The organism is Pseudonocardia kujensis (genome assembly GCF_021283305.1).
GTDB lineage: Bacteria > Actinomycetota > Actinomycetes > Mycobacteriales > Pseudonocardiaceae > Pseudonocardia > Pseudonocardia kujensis.
In genome coordinates this window covers 25,096-49,094 of the sequence record NZ_JAJSOK010000058.1, presented here as the reverse complement: position 1 = coordinate 49,094, position 23,999 = coordinate 25,096, and the positions used below count along the sequence as shown (strand labels likewise).

The 23,999-nt window shown below is 70.4% G+C and carries 24 protein-coding genes and 1 pseudogene; 6 read left to right on the top strand and 19 right to left on the bottom strand.

Going from position 1 to position 23,999, the window contains the following annotated elements:
• Positions 1–327: 327 nt before the first annotated feature.
• From LWC35_RS29640 to LWC35_RS29625, 4 genes are all read right to left on the bottom strand, one after another.
• A complete protein-coding gene (locus tag LWC35_RS29640; RefSeq protein ID WP_232873575.1) occupies positions 328–627 on the bottom strand; it encodes a J domain-containing protein in 300 nt (99 codons plus the stop codon).
• Between the two features lie 38 nt (positions 628–665).
• Positions 666–1,073, bottom strand: coding sequence for a hypothetical protein (locus LWC35_RS29635; protein WP_232873574.1), 408 nt, complete (start codon positions 1,071–1,073; stop codon positions 666–668).
• 249 nt (positions 1,074–1,322) lie between these two features.
• Complete coding sequence (locus tag LWC35_RS29630) at positions 1,323–1,754, bottom strand: Hsp20/alpha crystallin family protein (RefSeq protein WP_232873573.1); 432 nt, start codon at positions 1,752–1,754, stop codon at positions 1,323–1,325.
• A gap of 1,009 nt (positions 1,755–2,763) precedes the next feature.
• Positions 2,764–3,039: a TetR family transcriptional regulator C-terminal domain-containing protein gene (locus LWC35_RS29625; protein ID WP_232873572.1), complete on the bottom strand. Its 276-nt coding sequence runs from the start codon at positions 3,037–3,039 to the stop codon at positions 2,764–2,766.
• Between the two features lie 80 nt (positions 3,040–3,119).
• Here LWC35_RS29625 and LWC35_RS29620 point away from each other — a divergent pair, with 80 nt between their 5' ends.
• On the top strand, positions 3,120–3,917 hold the full coding sequence (locus LWC35_RS29620) for a quinone oxidoreductase family protein (protein WP_372463124.1): 798 nt from the start codon (positions 3,120–3,122) through the stop codon (positions 3,915–3,917).
• Positions 3,918–4,399: 482 nt separating this feature from the next.
• On the opposite strand, the gene LWC35_RS29615 is transcribed toward LWC35_RS29620, so the two are convergent.
• From LWC35_RS29615 to LWC35_RS29580, 8 genes and pseudogenes are all read right to left on the bottom strand, one after another.
• Positions 4,400–5,953, bottom strand: coding sequence for a class I adenylate-forming enzyme family protein (locus tag LWC35_RS29615; protein WP_232873570.1), 1,554 nt, complete (start codon positions 5,951–5,953; stop codon positions 4,400–4,402).
• Positions 5,954–5,955: 2 nt separating this feature from the next.
• A complete protein-coding gene (locus tag LWC35_RS29610; protein ID WP_232873569.1) occupies positions 5,956–7,269 on the bottom strand; it encodes an MFS transporter in 1,314 nt (437 codons plus the stop codon).
• A 9-nt stretch (positions 7,270–7,278) separates the two neighbouring features.
• Positions 7,279–8,018: pseudogene (locus tag LWC35_RS29605) on the bottom strand (SDR family oxidoreductase).
• A 402-nt stretch (positions 8,019–8,420) separates the two neighbouring features.
• Positions 8,421–9,527: an LLM class flavin-dependent oxidoreductase gene (locus LWC35_RS29600; RefSeq protein WP_232873568.1), complete on the bottom strand. Its 1,107-nt coding sequence runs from the start codon at positions 9,525–9,527 to the stop codon at positions 8,421–8,423.
• Positions 9,528–9,585: 58 nt separating this feature from the next.
• Positions 9,586–9,990 carry a nuclear transport factor 2 family protein gene (locus LWC35_RS29595; protein WP_232873567.1) on the bottom strand — a complete coding sequence of 135 codons (405 nt, stop codon included), beginning with the start codon at positions 9,988–9,990 and terminating at the stop codon, positions 9,586–9,588.
• A 30-nt stretch (positions 9,991–10,020) separates the two neighbouring features.
• Entirely contained in the window at positions 10,021–11,160 is a 1,140-nt protein-coding gene (locus tag LWC35_RS29590; RefSeq protein WP_232873566.1) for an LLM class flavin-dependent oxidoreductase, read from the bottom strand.
• A 53-nt stretch (positions 11,161–11,213) separates the two neighbouring features.
• Positions 11,214–12,326 (bottom strand): 3,4-dihydroxy-2-butanone-4-phosphate synthase, encoded by a 1,113-nt coding sequence (ribB, locus tag LWC35_RS29585; RefSeq protein ID WP_232873565.1) that lies wholly within the window; start codon positions 12,324–12,326, stop codon positions 11,214–11,216.
• 1 nt (position 12,327) lies between these two features.
• Entirely contained in the window at positions 12,328–12,825 is a 498-nt protein-coding gene (locus tag LWC35_RS29580) for a flavin reductase family protein (RefSeq protein WP_232873564.1), read from the bottom strand.
• A 259-nt stretch (positions 12,826–13,084) separates the two neighbouring features.
• On the opposite strand from LWC35_RS29580, the gene LWC35_RS29575 reads away from it, so the two are divergent.
• From LWC35_RS29575 to LWC35_RS29565, 3 genes are read left to right on the top strand one after another with little or no spacing between them, the layout of a single operon-like run.
• Positions 13,085–13,576: a nuclear transport factor 2 family protein gene (locus LWC35_RS29575; RefSeq protein ID WP_232873563.1), complete on the top strand. Its 492-nt coding sequence runs from the start codon at positions 13,085–13,087 to the stop codon at positions 13,574–13,576.
• The gene (locus LWC35_RS29570) at positions 13,573–14,424 is read left to right on the top strand and encodes an enoyl-CoA hydratase-related protein (RefSeq protein WP_232873562.1); all 852 of its coding nucleotides are present in this window, start codon (positions 13,573–13,575) and stop codon (positions 14,422–14,424) included. Before LWC35_RS29575 ends, LWC35_RS29570 begins: the two co-directional genes overlap by 4 nt.
• The gene (locus LWC35_RS29565; RefSeq protein WP_232873561.1) at positions 14,421–15,188 is read left to right on the top strand and encodes an enoyl-CoA hydratase-related protein; all 768 of its coding nucleotides are present in this window, start codon (positions 14,421–14,423) and stop codon (positions 15,186–15,188) included. Before LWC35_RS29570 ends, LWC35_RS29565 begins: the two co-directional genes overlap by 4 nt.
• Positions 15,189–15,219: 31 nt before the next feature.
• On the opposite strand, the gene LWC35_RS29560 is transcribed toward LWC35_RS29565, so the two are convergent.
• Positions 15,220–15,915, bottom strand: coding sequence for a TetR/AcrR family transcriptional regulator (locus LWC35_RS29560; RefSeq protein ID WP_232873560.1), 696 nt, complete (start codon positions 15,913–15,915; stop codon positions 15,220–15,222).
• Between the two features lie 115 nt (positions 15,916–16,030).
• On the opposite strand from LWC35_RS29560, the gene LWC35_RS29555 reads away from it, so the two are divergent.
• Complete coding sequence (locus LWC35_RS29555; protein ID WP_232873559.1) at positions 16,031–17,713, top strand: class I adenylate-forming enzyme family protein; 1,683 nt, start codon at positions 16,031–16,033, stop codon at positions 17,711–17,713.
• Positions 17,710–18,390 (top strand): carboxymuconolactone decarboxylase family protein, encoded by a 681-nt coding sequence (locus LWC35_RS29550; protein WP_232873558.1) that lies wholly within the window; start codon positions 17,710–17,712, stop codon positions 18,388–18,390. Before LWC35_RS29555 ends, LWC35_RS29550 begins: the two co-directional genes overlap by 4 nt.
• A 40-nt stretch (positions 18,391–18,430) precedes the next feature.
• Here the strand turns inward: LWC35_RS29550 and LWC35_RS29545 are convergent, their stop codons facing one another.
• The 6 genes from LWC35_RS29545 to LWC35_RS29520 form a co-directional block, all read right to left on the bottom strand.
• The gene (locus LWC35_RS29545) at positions 18,431–19,264 is read right to left on the bottom strand and encodes a mycofactocin-coupled SDR family oxidoreductase (RefSeq protein WP_232873577.1); all 834 of its coding nucleotides are present in this window, start codon (positions 19,262–19,264) and stop codon (positions 18,431–18,433) included.
• A gap of 597 nt (positions 19,265–19,861) precedes the next feature.
• Entirely contained in the window at positions 19,862–20,047 is a 186-nt protein-coding gene (locus LWC35_RS29540; RefSeq protein ID WP_232873557.1) for a hypothetical protein, read from the bottom strand.
• Positions 20,048–20,503: 456 nt separating this feature from the next.
• A complete protein-coding gene (locus LWC35_RS29535; RefSeq protein ID WP_232873556.1) occupies positions 20,504–21,802 on the bottom strand; it encodes an MFS transporter in 1,299 nt (432 codons plus the stop codon).
• Between the two features lie 73 nt (positions 21,803–21,875).
• Positions 21,876–22,298 carry a 3,4-dihydroxy-2-butanone-4-phosphate synthase gene (locus LWC35_RS29530; RefSeq protein WP_232873555.1) on the bottom strand — a complete coding sequence of 141 codons (423 nt, stop codon included), beginning with the start codon at positions 22,296–22,298 and terminating at the stop codon, positions 21,876–21,878.
• Between the two features lie 192 nt (positions 22,299–22,490).
• Entirely contained in the window at positions 22,491–23,027 is a 537-nt protein-coding gene (locus LWC35_RS29525; RefSeq protein WP_232873554.1) for a TetR/AcrR family transcriptional regulator, read from the bottom strand.
• Between the two features lie 76 nt (positions 23,028–23,103).
• On the bottom strand, positions 23,104–23,883 hold the full coding sequence (locus LWC35_RS29520) for a creatininase family protein (protein WP_232873553.1): 780 nt from the start codon (positions 23,881–23,883) through the stop codon (positions 23,104–23,106).
• Positions 23,884–23,999 lie beyond the last annotated feature (116 nt).

Below are 23,999 nucleotides of genomic sequence, written 5' to 3'. Positions count from 1 at the left end.
CGCGCTGGGCGATGCGCTGGAAGCCGGCCCTGAACGCCTTCGCGATCACCTTCGCCGGCCGTATCGTCCCCAGCAACGGAAACTAGCCATCACCGAAGCCAGTTACACCGTTCCTCGGACAGTCCCCACGGGTCAGCGGTCGGGGCGCCGCACGGCGATGTGGGTGGCGCCGAACTCCTCGGCGAGCGCCTGCCGGGGCGGGTTGCGGCTCAGGGCGACGATGCGGGCGGCGCCGAGCCTCATCGCCGGGCTCACCGCCCTCGGCCCGACGTCGCACGCGACCAGACGGCCGGCCGAGCGGTCGGTGCGCGTGCCGCGCGGTCGGGGTCATCGGCGAGGGCCGGGGTGGTGCCGGACGGGGCCGGCGCGCAGATCTGGTCCGGGCGGCGCGGTGTCGAGGCGAACCCGCACCGGGATGTCATGGCCGCCGGCGGGGCGGGTTTCGGCGCGGCGCCGATGTTCGGACTGCCGGGCAGCGAGCTGATCGCGCAAGTGGCGATAGGCGGCGATGACGGCGGCGAGCCGGTCGCGGTCGGGATGCGGCGCATCCGGGTGGCAGTCCCGCACGGCGCGCCGGTAGGCGGCGGTGATCTCCGCGGCGGTCGCGCCGGGGGTCAGTCCGAGCACGGTGTAGGGCTCGGGCGGGTCGGGCGGCTGTCCGGTGTTCATTGCTGTCCGGTGTTCAGTGCTGGTCGGTACTTGTTGTTGCTGGCCTGCTCACCTCGGCTGGCGGGTGGTGTGGCCGGGCTGAGCCGACTGATCTCGGTGTAGTACTCGCGTGCCGCGGTGTGGGCGGCGTCGAGTGCCTGCCGCAGCCCGGCGAGGTCGCGGCAGGCGCGGGTCAGCGGGGGGATGCCCGGCTCGCCGTCGGCGTGGCGGACCTGCTCGGCATGTTCGAGGTGGCGGCTGGTGTGCTCGGCCAGCAGCGCGGCCAGATCAGTCAGCTCGCCGGTCAGTTGCGTCAGCTGCCAGCCGGTGTCACGCAGCAGGGCCAGCGTCGCCGGCCGGGCCGGATCAGCGGCGCGCACCACACGTCGAATGCCCCGGACCGCAGCGGACAGCGTGGTCGCCATCGCGCCCGGCCCCCGTCGGCTGCTGCTCAACGTTCTGCCCCTCTTCTCGTTCTGCCCGCTCGTCGTCCTGCTCGCCGTCGCCCTGCTCGCCGTCGTGCTGCTCGCCGTCGTGCTGCTCGCCGTCTTGCTGCTCGCTCGTCGTGCTGCTCGCTCGTCGTCGTGCGGTGACGCTGCGCGGGCGGACCCCGCTCGGGCGGTGCGTCCGCCCGGGCGGGGTCACGCCCGTCGGGCCCGCGGGCTCGTCCGTGCTCAGGCGTTGATCTGCCTGGCCTCGCTCTCGCCGCTGATGGCGATCTTGCGGGGCTTGGCCTGCTCGGCGATCGGCACCCGCAGCGTGAGCACACCGGCGTCGTAGTGTGCGGTGATGTTGTCCGCGTCGAGGGTGTCACCCAGGAACAACTGCCGGGAGAACACCCCGCGAGGCCGTTCGGCCACCTGAAGCTCGACGCCCTCGGCGTGGTCGGGGGTGCGTTCGGCCTTGACCGTGAGCACGTTGCGCTCGACGTCGAGGTCGATCGAGTCCGGCGCGACCCCGGGCAGGTCGAACTGCACCACGTACTCGTCGCCGTGCCGGTAGGCGTCCATCGGCATCGACGCCGGGCGGGTCGCGGTGCCGTTGGCCCCGAACAACTGCTGGGTCAGCCGATCCAGCTCCCAGAACGGGTCGGTCCTCATCAACATCACATGCGCCTCCTTCGCTGCGTGGGTCTCACGAGCCGCCTCCGGCGGACCGTGGGCCGGAGGCGACTCGGCCGTGCGTGGAATCTTCAGCGTCCAGTTCCGTGTTCCCGGTAGTCCGGCCCGGCCCCGCCACCCGCTGCGGTGACGGCCGGACCTGGCATCCGTCGACACATGCCGGTCGTTGCTCAGGTGCTCTTTGCTCGGGCGCTCGGGGATCGCGCCTGCCAGGTGCCGCAGGAGACGCCCTCCGGAGCGGGGCACCACGAAGGATGCGCCACGAGACGCAGGTCCGGGCCCGCTGTCAGCTTCTCGACTGCGAGTTCTGCTGCACGGGCTCCTCGGACATGCATGGGACACAGACACCCCGCCCGATGAGCGGTCACCGGACCGCACCGGATGTCAGGCGCGTCGACGTCGCATCACCTGCCTTCCGTTTCCGCACGTGGTCCTCTCACTCCCGCGTTCTCCTGATCGGTGCGTGCTCGTGAGCACCGACACCGTCGGGCGGCGGAGGGGAGCGCTGCCGACCCCCACCACGCGCTGACCACGCCACCTCCGCCGACCGGGCAGCAGAAGTCCTGCGGTCAGGGGCTCGGCGACCCGCTCGACGCGGCCCTGCGGCGGTAGGTAGCGGCCTGGGGGGACGCGACGGAGGGAAACACGGAGGAAGGCCGTCGAAGTTCGCGGCGATGATCGCGTCGAACTCAGCGCGCAGCCAGGCCTGATCCGTGGAGACCAGGTCGACCAACTCGCTGGTCCCTCTCGCGTGGCTGGTGTTCGGCATGGTCGATTCACTCCCCGGCAAGGTCATCGTCGACACCAGGTCATGTACCGCGTCCTACCCATATCTATAGTTGCGACTGGAGGTTTTGTCAAGGAGGAGCCTGCGACCTTCCGTCAGGATGGGGGTGCTCGAGGCGTCCCGGGCGTGAGCAGCCACACGAGTCGAACGCCTGGGCGCAGCCAGCGGGCGACTCGTCGGCTTCGGCACCGCGCAGGCCGAGGCCGGCTACCGGGGGGCCTGCGACCACAGGTGGTCGAGGCACAAGTCGAGTGCCGCCTCCAGATGGGTGGCGAAGTCGGTGGAGAGCAGGACGCTGACTCCCCCCTGGATGGCGGCGATCACTGCTGCGGCCGTGCGGTCGGCGTCGACTGCCGGGTTGGCCTCACCGGCCGCTTGAGTGGCCTCGATACCGGTGCGGAGGCAGTCCTGCCACTGGCGGATCAGCTGCACCGTGACGGCCTGGGCCGCCGGGCTGTACCGGCCCATATCGGCGATCAGCACGCCGAGCGGGCAGTGGAGCCCCTGGCTGCGGCTGGTCTCGACGATGACACACTTTCATCCGCAGGCAACGCCTGGCCGAGGTGCCCGGCGCGGAGGGCGTCGGTGTGGTGACCGAGGTCGGTGAGGGCGTGCACGAGTTCGCTCCCGGCGACCGCGTCGGCTGGCTGACGATCAACACCCACGGCAGCTATGCCGAGCAGATCGTGGTGCCCGCGAGCGGCACGGTCGCGCTCCCGGAGGCCGTGGACGACGAGACGGCCGCGGCGCTGCTGCTGCAGGGGCTGACGGCGCACCACTTCACCACCGCGTCCCACCCGGTGCAGCCCGGCGACGTCACGCTCGTGCACGCTGCCGCCGGCGGGGTCGGGCTGCTGCTCACCCAGCTCATCAAGGCCCGCGGCGGCACCGTGATCGGGCTGGTGTCGCGGCCGGAGAAGGTCGCGATCGCCACCGAGGCCGGTGCCGACCACGTCCTGGTCTCCACCGGCGACGCGTTCGTCGAGCCGGTGCGGCAGCTGACGGGGGGCGAGGGCGTGCACGCGGTCTTCGACGGCGCGGGCGCGACCACGTTCCACGCATCGCTGCAGGTGCTGCGCACCCACGGCACGCTGGTGTTCTATGGGCCGCTGATCGGGGAGGTGCCGTCGATCGTGATGAACGAGATCCCTCGCAGTACCCGCCTCACCTACGGTGTGACCGAGGACCACATCCGCACGCCCGAGGAGCTCAGAACGCACACGGGCGAGCTGTTCACGCTCGTCGAGAAGGGCGAGCTGATCGTCCGGATCGGACGCCGCTACCCGCTCGCCGAGGCAGCCCGTGCCCACACGGACATCGAATCACGCACGACCACGGGCAAGCTCCTGCTGCTCCCCTGACCTCACCCGGCGTGCGACGCACCCCCATCCGAGCCGGCACCGCGGTGCCGGCCAAGCGGTGCAGCGAAGGAGGGGCCGGCGCCACCTCTCACCGTCGAGGAAGTCGACATCGAGCGGTCCCTGCTGCAGCAGGACGTCAAGTGTGAGCGACCGATTCTCGAGCGTCCCGAGCGTGACGATGTCGTCGGCCTGGACGAGGGAGCGACCGTCGGGTGGCAACAGTGTGGCGTCCGGTATCCGGATCCGGACCCCGTAGCCGCGACCGCTCACCCGGTGAGGCCGGCCAAGGACCCGAGCCGCTTCGGCGACGTCGCCGGCGGCGACGAGCGCGCGGATGCGGGTGGAGGAGCAGCCGGCCAGGATGCATCTCGACCGCTTCGACGAGATTTCGTGTCATGACCGGTCTCAGGCCGACAGCTCGAATCACCCGCCGGAAATCGTGTCCTGCCAAAAGATCGTACGATCTTCGCACGGATGAACGCTCAAAGCTCCCGTACGATCACCCGCCCACTTCCGGTCCTCGGGAACGAGGCATGCTCCCGGATCTCGTCCGGGACGCCCCGGCGGCCGAGGTGCTCGCGACACCAGGCCCGGAAGCTCCTCTCCTCGTAGCCCGCGGCCGGGATCACGTGCGCGACGACGACGGCGTCGAGGATCTCGTCAGGACGGGACGTGACGGCGACGTCGCGGACGAGTGGGCAGGCCTGGAGATCGATTTCCAGCGCGTAGGTCGAGAGGTTCTCCCCACCGCGTCGGATGATGTGCATGCCGCGGCCGCGGAACTCGAAGCGTCCGTTCGGGTGCCGGACCATGATGTCGCCCGTCCGCAGCCATTCGCCGTCGACGAGGGTCCCCGCGGTGGCGGCGGCAGCGTCGAGGTAGCCGCGCATGAGCGTGTTGCCCGGGCTCCCGCGGACCCACAGCTCGCCCGGCTCGCCGTCCGGAGCGTCGGAGCCGTCGTCGCGGACCAGGCGGACGCCGTCGACGCCGAGGAACGGGCGGCCGATCGTCGCACGGTCGTCGCTCTCCCACGGTGCGCCGCGGAGGACGCCGGTCACGGACTCGGTCTGTCCGTAGATCTGACGCATGTGGACCCCCGGGACCAGCCGGTCCCACTCCCGCCAGTCCGCGCTGCTCAAGGTCATTCCGTAGTGGACGGCGCGGAGCGGGCCCGGGTCGACCGGGCAGCCGGAGGCCACGGCGCGGTGCAGGGCCATCCGCATCGGCGGCGCGACCATCGAGGCGATCGTGGCGCCGGTGCGACGGGCGGCGTCGAACCAGGTGCTCGCGCTGAACCGGGGCACGACCGCAATCGACCCGCCCGTGACGAAGGGCGGCGCGCACAGGTAGAGCTGCGCGTTGGTGTGGAAGAACGGCGAGCAGAGGTAGTGCCGGTCGGTGCTCAGGTAGCCGCCGTTGCGCGCGAGCCGTTCGGCGGACATGACGTAGTTGCGGTGGGTGAGCTGCACCAGCTTCGGCGCGCCGCTGGTGCCGGAGGTCGGGAGCAGCCCGGCGACGAGATCGGGCGTGGCCGAGGGCGGCTCGCCGCCGGTGGTGGCCAGGTCGGCGGGGCACGCGGTGGTCCACAGCTCGTCGTCGGACGGGACCAGTAGACGCGTCGAGACCTCGGCCCGGCCGATGGCGTCGGCGACGAGGCCGGCGTGGGATGGTGCTGCCACGACTGCGACCGGTTCGGTGGCTCGTAGGGCCCGCTCGACAGTGAGCAGCCCGGAGTCCGGGTCGACCGCCTGCACGATCGCACCGTTGGCGGGGATCGCCAGCCACAGGGCCACGGTGAGCGGGCTGTTGGGCAGGGCCAGGACGACGCTGCGCCCGTCCTGCACGCCGATCGCCGCTAGCTTCCGGCGCAGGTCGTGCACATCGGTGGCGAGGCGTTCCCAGGTCACGGTGCCCTGGCCTACGGAGCCGGCGGGGTCGCGGAGGTGGACCAGGGCGGGCTCCCTGGGCCGCAGACCCGCCCACTGCTCGAGCAACCCGGCCAGGGTGCGACCCGAGCTGACGTCGTGTCCGTCCATCCTCAGTCCCGCAGGGGTTCGCGGTGGGTTGCCGCCCCCCGCAACCACAGCAGGGTCGCGAGTGTGATGAGGCTGCAGGCGATCGTGTACCACGCAGCCGCCAGCGAGTTGCCCGTCGCCGAGACGACCGCGGTGATGATGAACGGGGCCGTTCCGCCGAACAGCGCCACCGACACCGCGTAGGCCAGCGCGACGCCCGTGACCCGGGTACGCGTCGGGAACCGCTCGGACAGCAGGGCCGGCAGCGGCCCGCCGACCAGCCCGATCAGCACACCGGCCACGACGAGGGCGACCAGAGCGGCGCCGAAGCCTCCGCGGAGCATGAGGAACAGCGGGTAGGACAGCACGAGGGTTCCGATGGTGCCGACGAGCATCACGGCGCGACGGCCGACGCGGTCCGACCACGCACCGGCGAACGGGACGACCAGACCCGCGACCGTGCCGTTGATCAGGGTCAGTACGTAGGACTGCTCCAGCGACATCCCCAGGGTCTTCGACAGGTAGGTCGGCATCAGCACCATGAACGTGTAGCCGGTGCAGGAGTAGACCACGACGATCCCGACGGTGGTCAGCACCTGTCGCAGCAGCCCCGGCTCCGGCGCAGCCTCTGCCGCTGGTGTCGGCGTCGCGGGCGCCGCCGTCGCCGCACGGAACGACGGTGTCTCGTCGACCCGCATCCGCAGGTAGAGCGCGACGAGACCCATCGGCGCGGCGGCGAGGAAACCGATGCGCCAGCCCCAGGAGGCCAGGGCGTCGTCGGGGAGGAGGGCGATCAGTACGGTCGCCATCCCTGCCCCGAACACGAACCCGATCACCGTGGTGAAGAACGACCACGAGCCGTAGAGCCCGCGCTTACCGGGCGGCGCGTACTCGGCCATCAGTGACACCGCGCCGCCGAACTCGCCGCCCGCCGCGAGTCCCTGCACCACCCGCAGCACGGTGAGCAGAAGCGGTGCCCACACGCCGATCGTCGCGTAGGTGGGCAGCACCCCGATCAACGCCGTGGCACCGGACATCAGGGTGATGATCAGGACCAGCACCGGACGTCGCCCCGCCCGGTCGGCGAAGCGGCCGAACACCGCCGCACCGACGGGCCTGAGGAAGAATGCCAGGGCGAACAGCGAGAAGGTGGCCAGCAGGCCTGCCACGCCGTTGCCGGTCGGGAAGAAGAGCCCGGCGATGACGGGCGCCATGTAGCCGTAGAGCGCGTACTCGTACCACTCGACGAGGTTGCCGACGGAGCCCGCGACGATCGCGCGCCGCGAGGCGCGCACGTCGATGACCTGGCTGTTCGCACCGCTGACGGTCTTGGTCATCTCTGTCCCCTACTTTGCGATCAACGGCCCATGACCGGCGAGCTCGCCGCCGTCGACCAGGATCTCGGTACCGCTGATGAAGCTGGATTCGTCGCTGGCGAGGTAGACGACCAGGGAGGAGACCTCCGCGGGGTCGGCCTTGCGGTTCATCGGGTTGAATCCGCTGACGTCGAGCCCTCGTTCATCGGCGTCGCGATCGTGCCGGGGCAGATGGTGTTCGCCCGGACGTTTCGTGAGGCGAGCTCCAGTGCCACCGACTTCGTCAGGCCACGGACGCCGAACTTGGAGGCCGTGTAGCCGTGCAGTTCGGCAATGCCTTCGACACCCTGGGTCGAGGAGATGTTGATGATCGAAGACGGTGCGCCCTCCAGCAGCGCACCTACTGCCGCCCGGATCCCGAGGTACTGACCGGTCAGGTTGACCGCGATGATGCGGTTCCAGTCCTCGAGGGTGAAGTCGAAGAGACTGCCCGCTGTGCAGATGCCGGCGTTGTTCACCAGCACGTTGAGCTTGCCGAAGGTCTCGGTGGCAGTCCTGACCGCGGTAGCCCAGTCCTCCTCGCGGGTCACGTCCAGCGGCACGAACCGCGCGGCGTCCCCGAGCTCGTCGGCCACGGCCTTCCCCTCGGCTTCGAGGACATCACCGAGCACGACGCGACCGCCTTCGTCGACGATGGCGCGGGCGTGCGCCGCCCCCATTCCACGCGCTCCCCCGCTGATCAGGGCAACTTTGTCCTGGAGACGTCCCATTTCTCCGCCTTTCGGTACTCGAGGTGTGATCAGCGCGTGTGTTCAGCCCGGGCAGGCGGCGGGGCGGCAGGCACCCGCAGTCGCGTCTCGCCGTGCCCGCGGTCGGTGACGACGACCTCGGCTCCGCCCACTCCGTCCGGTGCGGCGTGGACGGTGACGGCTCCGCCCTCCGGGCGGCTCGATGTGCTGTTGCACCGTCTCGGGGACGAGCACCAGCACCCGCAGCGGCGCGACGGCGAGGTCGTCCTGCCGGAGCCCGTCCTCGGGCAAGGACTGCGTGTTGCAGGGTGACTCTCGGCTCTCCGGTGATCCGAGGGGCCGCCACTTCGACCGGCCGGTAGGCATGAGGGGCGAGAGGGTGTCGCCACGCAGGGCACCCTCTCGCTCCTCCGAGGTGAGTGCTCAGCTCCGGCCCGAGGAGCTGAAGGGCAGCTGGATCTTCGGGGCGACCTCCTGCGCGATGAGCTGCAGGGACTGGAACCACGGGGACGGGTCGTCCATGTAGTCGTGGGTCTCGACCTGCAGGACGCCCCATCCGCCGGTGAACTCGTAGAGCTTGTTGAGCTTGTCGATCACGGTCTCCGGGGAACCGACGACCCAGACGTTGTCGCAGATCCACTCGAGGTCCACATCGGCCTTCGTCGCGCCGACGTCGTTCATGTAGCCCTCGAGCATGCCGAAGCGCTCCCAGATGGGCCACAGGTAGCGTTCGAAGGCGTACCCGATGCCGCCCTCCATGGCGAGCTTCTTGGCCTCCTTGTCGGTGTCGGCCACGAACACCGTCTGCGAGACGTGGTACTTGGAGCGGTCCGGGGTGTGCCCGTTCTCCAGCGCCGCCTTCTCGTAGGTCTCCCAGTGGGTCTTCAGGATCGACGAGCCGGAGTAGATCGAGACCGGCATGAACCCGCGCTCACCGGCGAACCGGATCGACGGCGAGTTGACCGACAGGCCGGTCACGGCGATGTCGAGCTTGCCGCCCCAGGGGCTGAAGTCGGCGAGCTTGTGGTCGTCGTGGCCGAGGCCGTCGTCGACCTCCTCGGGGTAGCCGGCGTTCCAGAACTCGCCCTCGTGGAAGAACGGCTCGCGCTTCCAGATCTTCTCCATGATCTCGAGCGACTCACGCACCCGCTTCGGGTTGTTCTGCAGGTCGGTGATGCCGTGCAGGTACGACGCCTGGGGGTAGGCGCCCGCCCCGACGCCGAGGAAGTAGCGACCCTCGAGGATCTGGGACAGCCAGCCGACCTGAATGGCGAGGTCGGCGGGGTGGTGGTGCGGGAGCAGGTGCGCCATCGGGGCGAACTTGATCCGCTCGGTCTGCGGGGCGGCGGCCGCGATGACCAGCTCCGGGGTCGGGATGCACTCCCACTTCTGGGTCGCGTGCTCGGCGACCATGAACTCGGTGAAGCCGGCCTTGTCGGCCTCCCGGGCGTTGGCGAGGGCCCAGTCGAAGGTTTCGCGCGAGCTGCGCTCCGGGCGCATGTAGGGGATGTGGATGAGTCCGGATTCCATCGTTCTCTGTTCTCCTCGTTGCTGGACGTCGTCGTTCAGGTGCGGGGCAGATACGGGGTCAGCCGCCGAAGAAGATGTCCTTGGCGTGCTGGGTGTCGAGGTACTCGTGCACCTCGGCGATGCGCCCGTCGGGCGCGACGCGGAACAGGAAGTGGCAGCGCGGGTCGTAGACCCGGCCGTCCTTCAGCTCCGCGTACGAGTCGGCCTCGACGGCCACCGCGTCGCCCTCGGCGACCATCGAGCGCGGGGTGATCCTCAACGGGGCGACGTAGACGTCGGCGACTCCCCCGATGAGCTGTCCGAACCCGGCCTTGTCGTAGGAGCCGGACATGCCCTCGAGCTTCCCCGAGACCCACCAGGTGACGTCGTCGGTGAGGGCGGCGAGGGTCTTCTCGGGGTTCCCCTCGGAGAAGATCTCCAGGAACCGGGTGACGGCGGCTTTCGTGTCCGCGGTGCTCGGCATCGTTGCCTCCTCGGATGAGCGGGACGGATGTCAGACGAGGGTTCCGTCCGGGTCCTTGCTGGAGAAGCGGGGGGCGACTTCCTCGGCGAACCGGACGAGCTCGGCGCTCTGCCGCTCCGGCTCGAGGTGCCCCTGGCCGAACATGAGGAAGCACTCGTCGAACCCGAGCCGCTCGTGCGCCTGCTCGATCTGCCGGGAGATGTCGTCCGGGGTCCCGATCAGGACGTTGGGGAACTGCTGGCCGTGCGGGATGAACCACTTGTCCCAGAACCAGCGGTGCTCGGCCTCGAGCTCCTGTGCCTCCTCCTTCGAGTCGGTCAGGATCAGGAACCCGCCCCAGGCCCCGACGTCCTCCCGCTTCACGTCCCGCCCTGCCTTCCTGGCGGTCTCGGTGTAGCGGTTCCACAGGGCGTCGCAGAAGTCGAGGTCGTTGGCGAACACGATCTGCTTGCCGCCCTCGCGGGCCCACATGTCCACCGTGCGCATGGAGTAGGCGAACGCGCCGTAGAGCTTCGGGTGCGGGCTCGTGTACGGACGGGGCGCGATGCCGATCTCCCGGACGACACCGTTCTCGTCCTGGCCGGCGCCGAACTCGGCGTAGCCGGGATGACCGGCCGACCCGCCCTCGGGCGGGTACTCCCAGTACTTGCCCTTGTGCGAGAACATCGAGTTCTCCCAGGCCTTCTTCACGATCTGGACGGACTCCTCGAAGATCTCGCGGTTGATCGCGTCCTGCTCGTTCTTGGCCTTGGCGTGGGTGACATTGGTGGCGCCGATGCCCCGGACCGCGGCGTAGGCGTCGACCCAGCGGGCGTGATAGCCGCGGGTGAACCCGACGATCAGCCTGCCCTGCAGCATGTGGTCCAGCGTCGCGATCTCCTCGGCGACCCGGACCGGATTGTGGGTCGGGAGGACGTAGCCGAGGATCCCCGCCTTGAGCCGCCGGGCGTGCAGCCCGACATAGGCGGCCAGGATGCCCGGGTGGTTCGTGATCTCGAAGCCCTCGACCTGGAGATGGTGCTCCGGCGAGCAGTAGGCGTCGTAGCCCAGTTCGTCGGCGAGCCTGATGTATCCGACCATCTCCTCGAGGAACCGCTGGTAGAGGTCACCGCGCTGGCCGGCCATGCCGGCCTCGAGCTCGTGCCGGCGTCCGATCACGCCGGTCTGCATCAAACTGAATCTCACAAGAGCCGTCTCCTCGGTGGTCTTCTCCGGTGCAGGTGTCAGGCAACCTCGTCGGACGGCGTGCCCGGACGGCCGATCCGGACCGTCTCGCCGAGCAGGCCCTCGAGGGCCGTCCGGACGGGTGCGGGATTGTGGAGGTGCCGGATCGACCGGACACCCAGGTCGTCGAGGACCGCCGCCACCAGTGCGGGTTCCAGGGGGCCGCAGAGCGCCTCCAACCTGCCGATGCAAGCGCCCTGTTCGCGCAGCGCACGATGCGGGTCGGCACCGGAGCGCAGGTAGACGATCATCCCGCGACGCGTCACCGCCACCTCGCGCATCGCGGCGTCGAGCCTGCGCGCACAGCCGCACCGCAAGGACCCGAACACGTCGCCCGGCAGGCATTCGACGTGAACGTGCAGGGGCACGTCCGTCGCCGCGGCGACATCCCCTGCGACCAGCGCGAGGTGTTCGCCACCGTCCGGGACACCGCGGTACCCCACGGCGCGGACGGTCCCGTTCATGGTGGGCAGGCGAGCCGCGGTGACTCGCTCGACCCGGGTCTCCCGGCCTCTGCGGTACGCCGCGAGGTCCTCGATCGTGATCATGACGAGGCCGTGCTCGGCCGCGAAGTCCAGCAGTTCGGGACGCCGCGCCATGCGACCCGGCTCCCGTGGGCTGACGATCTCGCAGAGCACGCCCGCGGGACGTAGCCCCGCGAGGCGGGCGAGGTCCACCGCAGCCTCGGTGTGCCCGGTCCGCTGGAGCACTCCACCCGGCCGAGCCGCAAGGGGTACGACATGCCCCGGCCGGACGAGGTCGCCGGGTGTCGAAGCCTGCGAGGCGAGAACCCGAGCGGTGCGGGCCCGGTCGCGCGCCGAGATCCCGGTCGAGACCCCGTCCGCCGCGTCGACCGTGACCCGGTACGCGGTGCCGAAACCGTCGGCGTTGGTGTGGTGCAGGGGCGGCAGGTCCAGCCGCTCGCAGTCCTGCTCGGGCAGGGCGACGCAGACGAACCCGGAGGTGTGGCGCACCACGAAGGCCATGGTCGCAGTGTCGACGAGGTCCGCGGCAACGATCAGGTCGCCCTCGTTCTCCCGGTCCTCGCCGTCCACGACGACGACCGGGCGACCCGCGGCGATCTCGACCAGGGCCTGCTCGATGGTGTCCATCTCACACCGCCACGAGCTGCCGGAACCGGCTGCCGTGGAACACCAGCGGTGCAGCGTCGGGCTCGGCGCGCATCCCGTGCACGGCCAGCAACACCACAGCGTGGTCGCCCGCCGGGACCTCCGCGTACACGGAACAGTCCAGCCACGCGACGGCGCCGTGCATCAGCAAGCCCCCCTCCGGGGTCTCGGTCCACTCGAGGCCCGCGAAGCGGTCCCCGTTCCTGGCCGCGAGCTGCCCGGCGGCGCCGTGCTGGTCCTGGCCCAGCACGCTGATCCCCAACCGCGGGAGGTCACGCAGCCGTGGCCAGGTGGTCGAGGTGTTCTGCACGCACACCGACACCAGGGCCGGGTCCAACGACACGCACGTGAAGGAACTGGCGGCCATGCCCACGGGCAGGCCGTCGTCCAACGCACAGACGGCGGTGACACCGCTGGGGAAACACCCGTAGACCTGCCGCAGCCGGGCGGGGTCCCCGCTCACCTTCTCGAGCTCGATCATGCGGCTCCTCCCCTTCGAGGTTCGGCCTCGTCGCTCGGCGACGGGGCGAAGGTATCTACACGGACGTAAACTGTCAACGCCCGCGTAATCGCGGATCGCCCGGCCGGGTCACGCATCCGACGTCCATCGGCCGGCCACGATTGCGCGTTTACATTGCTGTAGATACGGTGGCTGCCGACCGCGCACAGGGAGGTGGCGGCCAGGCGGCGTCCCCAGGACGGCCCGTCGCCCCTCCCGCACGAGATCCGGAGGGTCCCCTGTGACGACCACGCAGAAGCCGACCGCCCAGAAGTCGGGCGACGCGCTCGTCGCCGAGCTGGTCGAGACCGAGAAGGTCCACCGCCTGCTGTTCGACTACGCGTTCCACCTCGACATGAACCACCCCGACGAGATCGCGGCGCTCTTCACCGAGGACTGCTACGTGGCCTACGGCCCGAACTTCGGCGCCGAGGGCCGCGCCGCCTACCGGGAGACGCTCTCGGGCATCGGCAGCTTCTTCGCCGCCACCAGCCACCACGTCTCGAACATCGTCGTGGACTTCGCCGACGACCTGTCCACCGCCACCGTGCGCTCGGTGCTCTACGCCTGGCACAAGTACACGAAGGACCGCCCGGACGGTCACTTCTTCGGCCAGTACCACGACGAGCTGGTCAAGGTCGGCGGCGAGTGGCGGTTCGCCCGTCGCGAGCTGCGCGCCTCCGGGGTCGTGGACTTCCACGTCAAGCAGCAGATCCCGATCGGCCGCGCGTGAGCGAGCTCGCGAGCCGACCATCGCCCCAGCGCGACCTGCCCCCGTACCGCGACATCCGCGTCGAGCACGCGGGCCCGATCTCCTGGATCGTGCTCGCCCGGCCCGACAAGGCCAACGCCTTGTCCGACGCCATGCTCGACGAGTTCTCCGACGCGCTCGCCCGGCTGGCCGACGCCGGTGGGCCGGTCGTCGGGATCCGCGGCGAGGGCAGAGGCTTTTGCGCGGGCTACGACGTCGACCAGGTCGGCAAGCCCAAGGCCGCCGACCCCGTCGCCGACCGGGAGCGCCTGGCGCGCAACGTGAACCGCTACCTGGCGATCTGGGACCACCCGAAGCCGGTGATCGCGGCCGTGCACGGGTACTGCATCGCCGGCGCGACGCAGTTGTGCGTGTTCTGCGACCTCACGATCGTCGCCGAGGACGCCCGCATCGGCGAACCCGCGCTTCCCCTCGGCGGTGGCTACATCGCCCCGCTGTGGGCCCCGCTCGTCGGACCGAAGCGCGCCAAGGAGCTCGCCTTCCTGCCGGGGAACGCGATCGACGGCCGCACCGCCGTCGAGTGGGGCTGGGCCAACCAGGCGGTACCCGCGGACAGGGTCCAGGCGACCGTCGAAGGGCTGGCCGCGCGGATGGCGAAGACCCCGCCCGACGTGTTGCGCATCAAGAAGCTCTCGATCAACCGCACGATGGACGCCATGGGCGTGCGCACCGCCGCCGCCCAGGTGCCCGAGATGGACGCGCTGCTGCACCTGTCCCCGTCGGTGCTGCAGCTGCGCGAATGGATCGGCGAGGTCGGCCTCAAGGCGGCGATCGCCGAGTTCCGCACACCACCGGAGGAACGCACATGAGCATCGGGTTCACCAAGGACGGCCACGTCGCCCGGGTCACGCTCGACAACCCCAAGGCGCTCAACGCCATCTCCCCCGCCATGGACGACGCGTTGTTCGCCGCCTGGACCGAGATCGACGCGGACCCGGACGTCTGGGTGGCCGTCCTCGACGCCACCCCCGGCAAGGCGTTCTGTGCGGGCGCGGACGTCTCCGGCGGCACCGACCGCGAGGGGCGGATGGCCCTCGGCGGTGGCCTGACCGGTGTCGGTGGGCCCCGGTACGTCCTGCGCAAGCCGTTGATCGCCGCGGTGCACGGCTACGTCATCGGCGGCGGCTTCGAGCTGGCGATGTGCGCGGACGTGATCGTCGCGGCCGACGACGCCCAGTTCTTCATCCCGGAGGTCAAGGCTGGGATCATCGGCGAGTCCGGGATCCTGCACCGGGCCGTGCGCAGGCTGCCCCATCACGTCGCCATGGGCATGATCCTCACCGGCGACCGACTCCTCGCGGCCAAGGCCGAGCAGTACGGCCTGGTCAACGAGGTCGTCCCGGTCGACGAGCTCGCCGCGGCGGCGGACCGCTGGGCCGCGAGGATCATGGCCTGCGCGCCGCTGGCCGTCCAGGCCGCGAAGGACGCCGCGCTGCGGGGTCTGGACATGTCGTTGGAGCAGGCGCTCGCCACCCGCTACGAGCCCATCGAGGCCTACGCGGGCACGAAGGACCAGCTCGAGGGCCTCGCCGCGTTCGCCGAGAAGCGCAAGCCGGTGTGGACCGGACGGTGAGTCCGCGATGACCCCGACCGGGCTGCGCCGCTCAGTGCTGGTGGCGCAGCCCGTCGAAGAAGATCGCCGAGAACGTGTCGACGGTCTGCTCGGCGGTGTACTTCCGGTCTCCCGGCTTGAACCAGCGGTGCGTCCAGTTCACCATCCCGAAAAGGGTGCGAACCACCAAAGGAATGGACAGGTCCGACCGGAACTCGCCATTCTTGATGCCCTCCGCAATGATGTCCGTGACGATTCCCTCGAAACGCCGGGTCTTACGGACCATCTCCTTCGCCCACGGCGTGGACTGAAAGGCGACCTTGCCCATGTCCTCCTGGATGTAGACGTAGACGTACGGGTAGTTCGCCTCGTACGACGTGATCTGCAGCCTGATCAACCTGCGGAGCTTCTCGTGCGCGGTGATCTCCAGCCCGGAGATCCGGACCGCCTCGGCGAGGTTCTCGTCGAGGACCTTCTTGGCCGTGGCCTGGAAGACCTCCTGGAAGATCTCGTCCTTGCCGGCGAAGTAGTAGTAGATCGCGGCGCGGTCGGTGCCGAAGCGGGCGGCGATGTCGTTGAGGGTGGCCGCCTCGAACCCCTTCTCCTTGAAGACGTCCCCGGCGATCTGCAGCAGCTCGTTGCGCTTGGCCTGGTAGGTGGCGCTGCCCTCGACCTGCGCGCTGCGCCTGCGCTTCGACAACCCGCTGCCCGCCGCGGACTCCGGTGGACGCCGGGTGGGAGAAGCCATGTGGCGGACGATACCACCGCGTTTGCCGGAAATGTTCCCCGGCCGTCGCGGTAATGGAAGAATGCCCACAATTCGTGCAGCCGTACGACGGCGCGTGAGAAGTTCAGGAGGACCCATGAGAGCGTCGGCCGACCACACCCCGCGGTGGACGGAGGCTTCCCCCATCGCCGACCTGCTCGTCCGGGCCGCCACCGAACACCCCGACCGGACCGCCCTCGTCCTCCCGACCGCGCGCGTCGGTTACGCCGACCTGCTGGCCGGGGCGCACCGCGTCGCCCGTGGCCTGCTCGGCCTCGGGGTCCGGCCCGGCGAGCACGTCGCGCTGCTTGCCCCCAACGGGGTCGAGTACGTCGAGGCGTTCTTCGGGGTGAGCCTGATCGGCGCGGTGGTCGTGCCGCTCAACGCCCGCCACCGCGCCGCGGAGCTCGGCCATGTGATCGACGACGGGGACGTCGTCGTGCTGTTGACCACGGCGGCCGAGGGCCAACACAGCGACCTCGCGGGGGCCTTGCGCGAGGGGTTGCCGTCGCTGACCGGCGTCGTCGACCCCACCGCCCTCGACCTCCCCGAGGCGCCCCGCTTGCGCGCGGCCGCACTGCTCGCCGGCGAGTCCAGCCCCGGCTTCCTCCCCCGGTCGCGGTTCGACGCCCTCGCCGACGGCGTGGATCCCGGGCAGGTCGACGTGCTACGCGCCCGGGTGCGGCTCCGCGACGTCGGCGCCGTCATGTACACCTCCGGCACCACCGCCAATCCCAAGGGCTGCGTGCTCACCCACGAGGCCATGACCCGCGGCCCCGTCGACCGGGCGCGTCACCGCTTCGGCACCGGCGACCACGACGTGACCTGGTCCCCCGGCCCGCTGTTCCACATCGGCACCCTCTCCCCGTTCCTCGGGGTCGTCGGGTCCGCCGGCACCTTCGTCACCGACGTCCATTTCGACCCCACGCGCGCGCTCGAACTGCTCGTCCGCGAGCGGGTGACGGTCGCGTTCCCCTGGTTCCCTGCACTCGTCCAGCCGCTGCTCGACCACCCGGAGTTCGACCCGGCGGCATTGTCCGCACTGCGCTCGCTGCTCCTGATCGGCCCCACCGTGCTGCTCGAGCGCGTGCAGACGCTGCTGCCCCGGTGCGAACTCGTGGCCGCCTGCGGGATGACCGAAGCCGCCGGAATCTACGCGGTCAGCGACCGGGAGGACGACGTCGACCTGAGGTCCCGAGCGCAGGGCAAGGCCTGCCCCGGCATGGAGATCCGGATCATCGATGTGGAGTCCGGGACCGACGTCGGGCCGGGAGTGATCGGCGAGATCCTGTTGCGCGGCTACTCCGTGATGGAGGGGTACTACCGCGCTCCGGAGAAGACCGCCGAGGCGCTCGACACGGACGGCTGGCTGCACACCGGTGACCTCTACAGCTTCACCCCCGAGGGCCAGGTCGCCTTCCACGGCAGGCTCAAGGACATGCTCAAGGTCGGTGGGGAGAACGTCGCCGCCGTCGAGATCGAGTCCTTCGTCGCGCGGCACCCGGCCGTGGAGTGGGTGGAGGTGGTAGGACGCCCGGACGCCCGGCTGGACGAGGTCCCGGTGGCGTTCGTCGAGGTCAAGGCCGGACACGCCGTCACCGAGGCCGAACTCCTGGACTTCTGCACGGGCCGCATCGCCCGCTACAAGGTGCCCCGGGCCTTCTACTTCCTGACTGCGGACGAGTGGCCCCGATCCGCCACGAAGATCAACAAGAACGAGCTGCGGGCCCGCGTCGCCGCGCCGACGGCACCGCTCGCCGAGGTGGGAAGCACCTCGTGACCACACGACTGCGACGCACCCTGGTCACCGTCGCCGAGGTGCGCGAGGCCGCCGAGACGCTCCTGGAACCGGTTTCCGACGGAGCCGACCTCGACGGCCTCTCGGCCGCGCTGATCCGACTCGCCGTCCACGCCTCGGTCTGCACCCTCGATCCCGCCGGCATCGACGACGCCACCTGCCGGGCGCTCGACGCGGGCGCGACGCCCGAGCAGGTCCACGAGACCCTCGTCCTGGTCTCCGCCCTCGGTGTCCACACCCTGATGGAAGGGACCCGGCGGCTCTCGGCGATCCTGCGCGAGCGCGGGACGCCGGCCGCGCCGGTCGACGCGGAACGGGCCGGGCTGCGGTCCCGCCTGCAGGGCGACGACCCCTACTGGGAGGACTTCGACCACGAGATCCCGGGGTTCCTGGACGCCCTGCTCGAGCACTCCCCCGACGCCTACCAGGCGTTCTTCGCCTACTGCGCCGTCCCGTGGCGCAGCGGGACCGTCCGCGGGCGGCTCAAGGAGCTGATCGCGATGGCCTGCGACGCCACGCCGACCCACCGGTACCTGCCCGGCGTCCGACTGCACCTGACCAACGCCGTCCGCCTCGGTGCGGGACGCGTCGGGGTCCGCCGCGCGCTCGACATCGCCGCTGCGGCCCCCTCCCACCCAGGAGTGCCCGCAGCGGAATGAGACGGCCGGGTGCGGGCAGGCAGCCCGCACCCGGTCCCGCTCACTTGACCAGGAAGCCCGCGTCGACCGGCAGCTGGACGCCGGTCACGTAGCGCCCGGCGTCCGAGGCCAGGTAGACGATCGCGTTGCTGATGTCGACCGGGTCGACGGCGTCGACCGGCAGCGAGTTCAGCACCAGCTTCGCGAAGCCGGAGTTCTCCGCCATGTAGCGCTCGACCACCGCGTTCTCCACCATCGGGGTGTGCACGCCGGTCGGGTGCACGGTGTTCACCCGGATGCTGTGCGGCGCGAGGTCCACCGCGAAGTTGCGCATCAGCCCGACCACACCGTGCTTGGCCGCGGTGTAGGCGTCCATCGCCAGGCTGCGGTTCGCTGCCGACTTCGACGCGGCCGTGGAGGCGGTCAACACGATCGCCCCGCCGTTGCCTGCCTCGATCATGATCGGCGCCGCGGCGTCGACGGTGTTCCACACCCCGGTCAGGTTGACGTCGATGGTGTCCTGCCAGAACTGCCGCCGCTCCACGGGATCGGTCGGCTCGTCCAGCGTCAGCGCGTACACACCGGCGTTGGCGCACACGATGTCGAGCCGACCCAGCTCGGCCACGCCCGCGTTCACGGCCTCGCGCAGGGCCACTCCGTCCCGGACGTCGGCCACGCTCGCCACGATGCGCCGGTCGAGCGCCTCGACGAGGCGGACCGTCTCGTCGAGGTCCTCCTTGGTCGCCATCGGGATCTCCACCGACGGGATCTGCGCGCAGATGTCGACCGCGATGACGTCCGCGCCCTCCTCGGCCAGCCGAACGGCGTGGCTGCGTCCCTGGCCCCGCGCCGCCCCGGTGACCAACGCGACCTTGCCCTCGAGCACTCCCACGATTCCTCCTCCTCGGCGAGGTGATACCCGGAGAACGCTATCAACGTCGACGTAAACCATCAACGGTCTCGTAAACGGAGCGGACTGGTTCGAGGTCAGACGCACCCAGCGCGCTCCGTTGATCGACGCACTCGCGGTCGGTGACGTCGACGCGTCCCGGGACGGGACCGCCTCGCACTTCCGCGGCACCGGAGAACTGCTCGGGCGACCGCGCGCCGCTACGCCGGATCGAGCACCTCGTCGACGACCCCGAGGCGCCGGCGGCGGACGAGACCGCCACACCCGGGCATCCGGCACGGACCACCGCAACGACCTTCACCCCGCCCGAGGAAGGCCGCGGGCAGACCCGAGGCGGGCAGACCCGGGGCCCACCTCGGCGGCCGCCGCCGCCACGGCGCTTCCCCCGAGCAGGGCCGCGATCCCGGCCGCTCCCGATAGGCGGCCTCCGCACCACCGGATCTGCTCAGGCAGCAACTGCCCGACGAGGAGGTTCCGGAGCAACGACGTCAACCCCGCAACCGGTGGCGTTCCGCCACTGGCGCAACCCAGTCCCACGCCGCCAGCTCGTGGCATCGGCGAGCCGGCGCCGGCCGGGGCTGGTCAGCGGTGATGGGTGGCCTGTTCGAGGACCCAACGGCCGCCCTTGCAGTCGGCGGGCAGCGGCGGGAATCGGTGGCCCTTGACGTCGGTGCTCTCGTGCTGGTGCCCGCAGCCGCTGTCACACTCATAGATTCCGCTGGCCGGCACGATCTCGCCGGGCCGGAACGTGGCGCCGCGCTCAACCATGTAGGTGCCCTTCCTCTCCGACTCCGCCGACGAGCGGTCCCGACCGGTGAGCCGTCCCGAGTGGTCTACCCGCCACCCGACACCGGAATCCTGTCCGCGCCGCTGCCCCAGCCGCAGCTGAGAGTGCGACCCCCACCGGGCGTCGGCCAGAACCCGCCCGGCGTCCCCGGCGCCACCCCCTGGCTCTCCCCGCCTCATCGGGGCGCCGAGGCCGACCGACCGACCAGCTGCTCCCATCGCCTGGAACCGCTCCCCAGCACGCGGCCGGAGCCGGGCCAGGAACACCGCCCGGTCCAGCCCGCTGCCATCGCCGCCGTCACAGGCTGTTGTAGCTGGTCATGAAGCTTGCGACGAGTCTGCGCGGGACGCTCGTGGACGGTTACCGTCACCGTTCACGACGAGGGGAGCGGTCGTGCAGGTGCGAGTCCTCGAGCCGCCGACGGCCGGCCACCCCGTTCAGACGGGAAGCGGTTTCGACGCGGTCCTCGGCAATCGCACCATGGTGACCATCCCGACGACGGCCATCGCGATCATCCAGTAGACCGGGCTCATCCTGCTCCCGGTGCCGGCCACCAGGGCGGCAGCCACGAGCGGGGTGACGCCGCCGATGATCACTCCGAGGTTGTACCCGATCGCGATGCCCGAGTAGCGCACGTTCGCGGGGAACAGCTCCGTGGCCAGCGGCCATGCCGGAACCTGTGCCCAGCCGGTGAAGAACAGGCAGACGAAGTAGACGATGCCGACGACCCAGAGGTCGTCCGTCGCGATCAGGACTGCGAAGACCGGGAACCCGATGGCTGCGTAGGCGATGTAGGACGCCAGCAGCACCGGCCGCCGGCCGTACCGGTCCGTCAGCCTGCCCGTCCACGGGTAGGTCAGGGTGGCCAGCGCGATGCACAGGGCCGCGGTCCACGCGACGCCGGTGGCCGAGAATCCCTCCTGCTGGAGGAAGATCGCGAAGTAGGCGACCCCGAAGTAGCCGGTGCCGTTGAAGGCGACAGCCAGCCCAGCCACCCGGGCGACCGCCAGCGGGTGGCTGCGGAGCGCGGCCAGCAGCGGGCTCCGGACGATCGCGGCCTTCTCCTTCAGCTCCTGGAACTGCGGCGACTCCTCGAGCCGGAGCCGGGCCCACAGGCACACGACGGTGAGCAGCAGCGAGAGGAGGAACGGGATCCGCCACCCCCACACCGCCACCTGGTCGGCCGGGACGAGGATCCGGACCAGCCCCACGACCGCCGCCGCGACGGCGAACCCCAGCGTCGATCCGATCGAGATCGTGGAGCCGTAGTAGCCACGCTTCCCGGGCGGCGCCAGCTCGGAGATGTACGTGGCGGCACCACCGATCTCACCACCGGCGGCGAGCCCCTGCGCGAGCCGCGCGGCGATGATGGCGATCGTCGCTCCGACGCCGATCTGAGCGTAGGTAGGGAGCAGGCCGATCACCCCGGACGCCACGCCCATCAGCACGATGGTCGCCACCAGTGCGCGCCGGCGACCGTGCCGGTCGCCGACCCTGCTGAAGATCCAGCCGCCCAACGGCCGGATCACGTACGACGACGCGAACACCGCGAGCGCCGACAGGGTCGAGATCGTCGGGTTGTCACTGGGGAAGAACAGGGGTCCGATGGTCAGTGCGAGGAAACCGTAGACACTGAAGTCGTAGTACTCGATCAGTGTCCCCACACCACCGGCGAGCGACGCGCGCCGAGCGGACTTCGAGCTGATCGTCTTGCCGGTACCTTGTGCGGTCGTCATTGACTCTCCTTGGGCGTACCAGGGGTGGCAGATCGCACTTGCCGGCCCGCCCTGTGGCGCGGGGCGGGCTCCGTCACATCGCTCGATGCGATGACGAGTCGGAGGAACGGGCGGGGGCGAACCTGTGATCGCTGCTGGGCCGCCGCCCGCTCGGGGAGACTCTTGCGTGTCGCACACAGGCGCGCAATGCACCTCCGCAGTCGGACTCTTGCAAGTTCCGCACGTATCGCTTCGCAGAGGGCACGGCTGCCGCGGGTTCAGCCGCGACCGGTAGCGATGGCGCGGAAGGAAGGCACCGGAGACAGCATCCTGAGCTCGCGACCCGCTCGACGAGCCGCTCGGTGGCTCGGCGGTAGCGGACCAGGTCGGCAATGGCGAGGACCGGGAGATCGTGCTCGGCGGCGAACGCAATCACTGCCCTGTCCCGCGGCATCTCCCCGTCCGACCCGATCAGCTCACTGATGATGCCGACCGGGTCGCGACCGGCGAGGCGCACCAGCTCCGACCGTGGCCTCCATGTGCCCGGCGCGGACGAGAACGCCGCCGTCGCGGGCGCGCAGAGGGAAGATGTCTCGAGCGGGCGTCGTTCGGTTCCCGGCTCTGCCCGAGACTGTCACGTTGCACCTCTCAGATGGTGAAGGCCGGCCGGCTCACGCCCTCGCCGCCGAGTGCGCGGACGTTCCTTGTGTCAGGTGCCGTCAGCCGGGATGAGCAACGCGTTGATCGCGGCGGTGCGGATCGTCGTCCCGACACTCTCGGGATCGAGGCCGCTGTTGAACTGCGGAACAGAGTTGATCATGGAGAAGACGGCGTGGGTCAGGATGCGGGTCTGAGCATCGGACAAATCGGGCCGGAGGCGGGTGACCAGGCCGCTCCACTCCTCGGCGTAGAGGCGCATCATGCGCCGCATGCGGTGGCGCTCGTCCTCGGGGACGTTGTGTTCGTTCTTCAAGAAGACCAGCGAGGACGGAATGCTCTGGAGGCTGCGCGTGACGTGGTAGTCGATCATCTCCTCGAGCGCCTTGCGCGGATCCGTCACGTTGGCTGCGATCTCGCGCGCGTGGGCCAGCAACTCGTTGAGCGGATCCTCGAGTACAGCGATCAGCAAGGCCTGCTTGCTCGGGAAGTGCCGGTAGAGTGCCGGGCCGGTCACCCCGGCCCGCGCGCCGATCATCTCCGTGGTGACTGCGTCGAAGGCGAGCTCGTGGAACAACTCACCCGCCACCCTGATCAAGGTCTCCCGGCGGGAGGCGCGAGGAGACGCAGCGCGGGGGGGAGGCGGGCTCATCATGCGGGGAAGCTTAAGTGAGTGGGCCATAACGAGCCCTCCCGTGCGCGGCCAGCAGGTCGGCGACGGCGTCGAGGCAAGCGAGACCCAGCTCGGGTGACATTCCGTGCGGGTCGCCGAGCACCCCGTTTGCCGAGATCGCCTCGACGCCGCTGGTGAAGACCCGCTGGAGCATCTCGTCGTCCATCGCCCCGGTGAAGCCGGTGGCGGCCCGGTCGCGCCGGACGCTGCCCGGCCGGATGGCCAGCATGATCGAGGTCTCCGCGACATCGGCGTGGCCGCCGACGTGGTCGCCGAGCCCGGCGACGCGCTCGGCGGCGTTGCGCCACGCATCGATGACCGCCGCCTTGTCTGCGAAGGCGACGACGTCGAGACCGGGGGGCAACTGCGGCGCGAGCCTCGCCTCGATGCCAGCCAGCAGCGGGTAGTTACCGATGTGCGCCGAGAAGATCAGGACGCGGCGGAATCCACGCCCGGCGACGCTGGCGCAGTAGTCGGTGCAGATCGCCTCGAGCGTCTCCGCTCGCAGCGAGAGCGTTCCCGGGAAGCCGAGATGGTGCGACGAGCATCCGACCCGCACCGTCGGCAGCACCAGGGCGTCGCCGAGCCGCTGGGCAACGAGGACGGCCAGGCGGTCAGCGTGATCGCTGTCGACCGAGAGCGGCAGATGTGCGCCGTGCTGTTCGGTGGCGCCGAGGGGAAGGACGGCCGTCCGCATACCGACCTCGAGGGCATCGGCGATCTCGGGCGAGGTCAGGTGCTCGATCCGTAGCTCGCTCACGTCGTCGCCCACTCTCTCGCCCGCCCTGAAGTTACGCGCCGCTAACATTTTTGCCTCCGCTCCGGCCCTTGACCCGGCGTTCTCGTCGTCCTACGTTAGCCGCCAATAACATTCCACGGAAGGGCTGG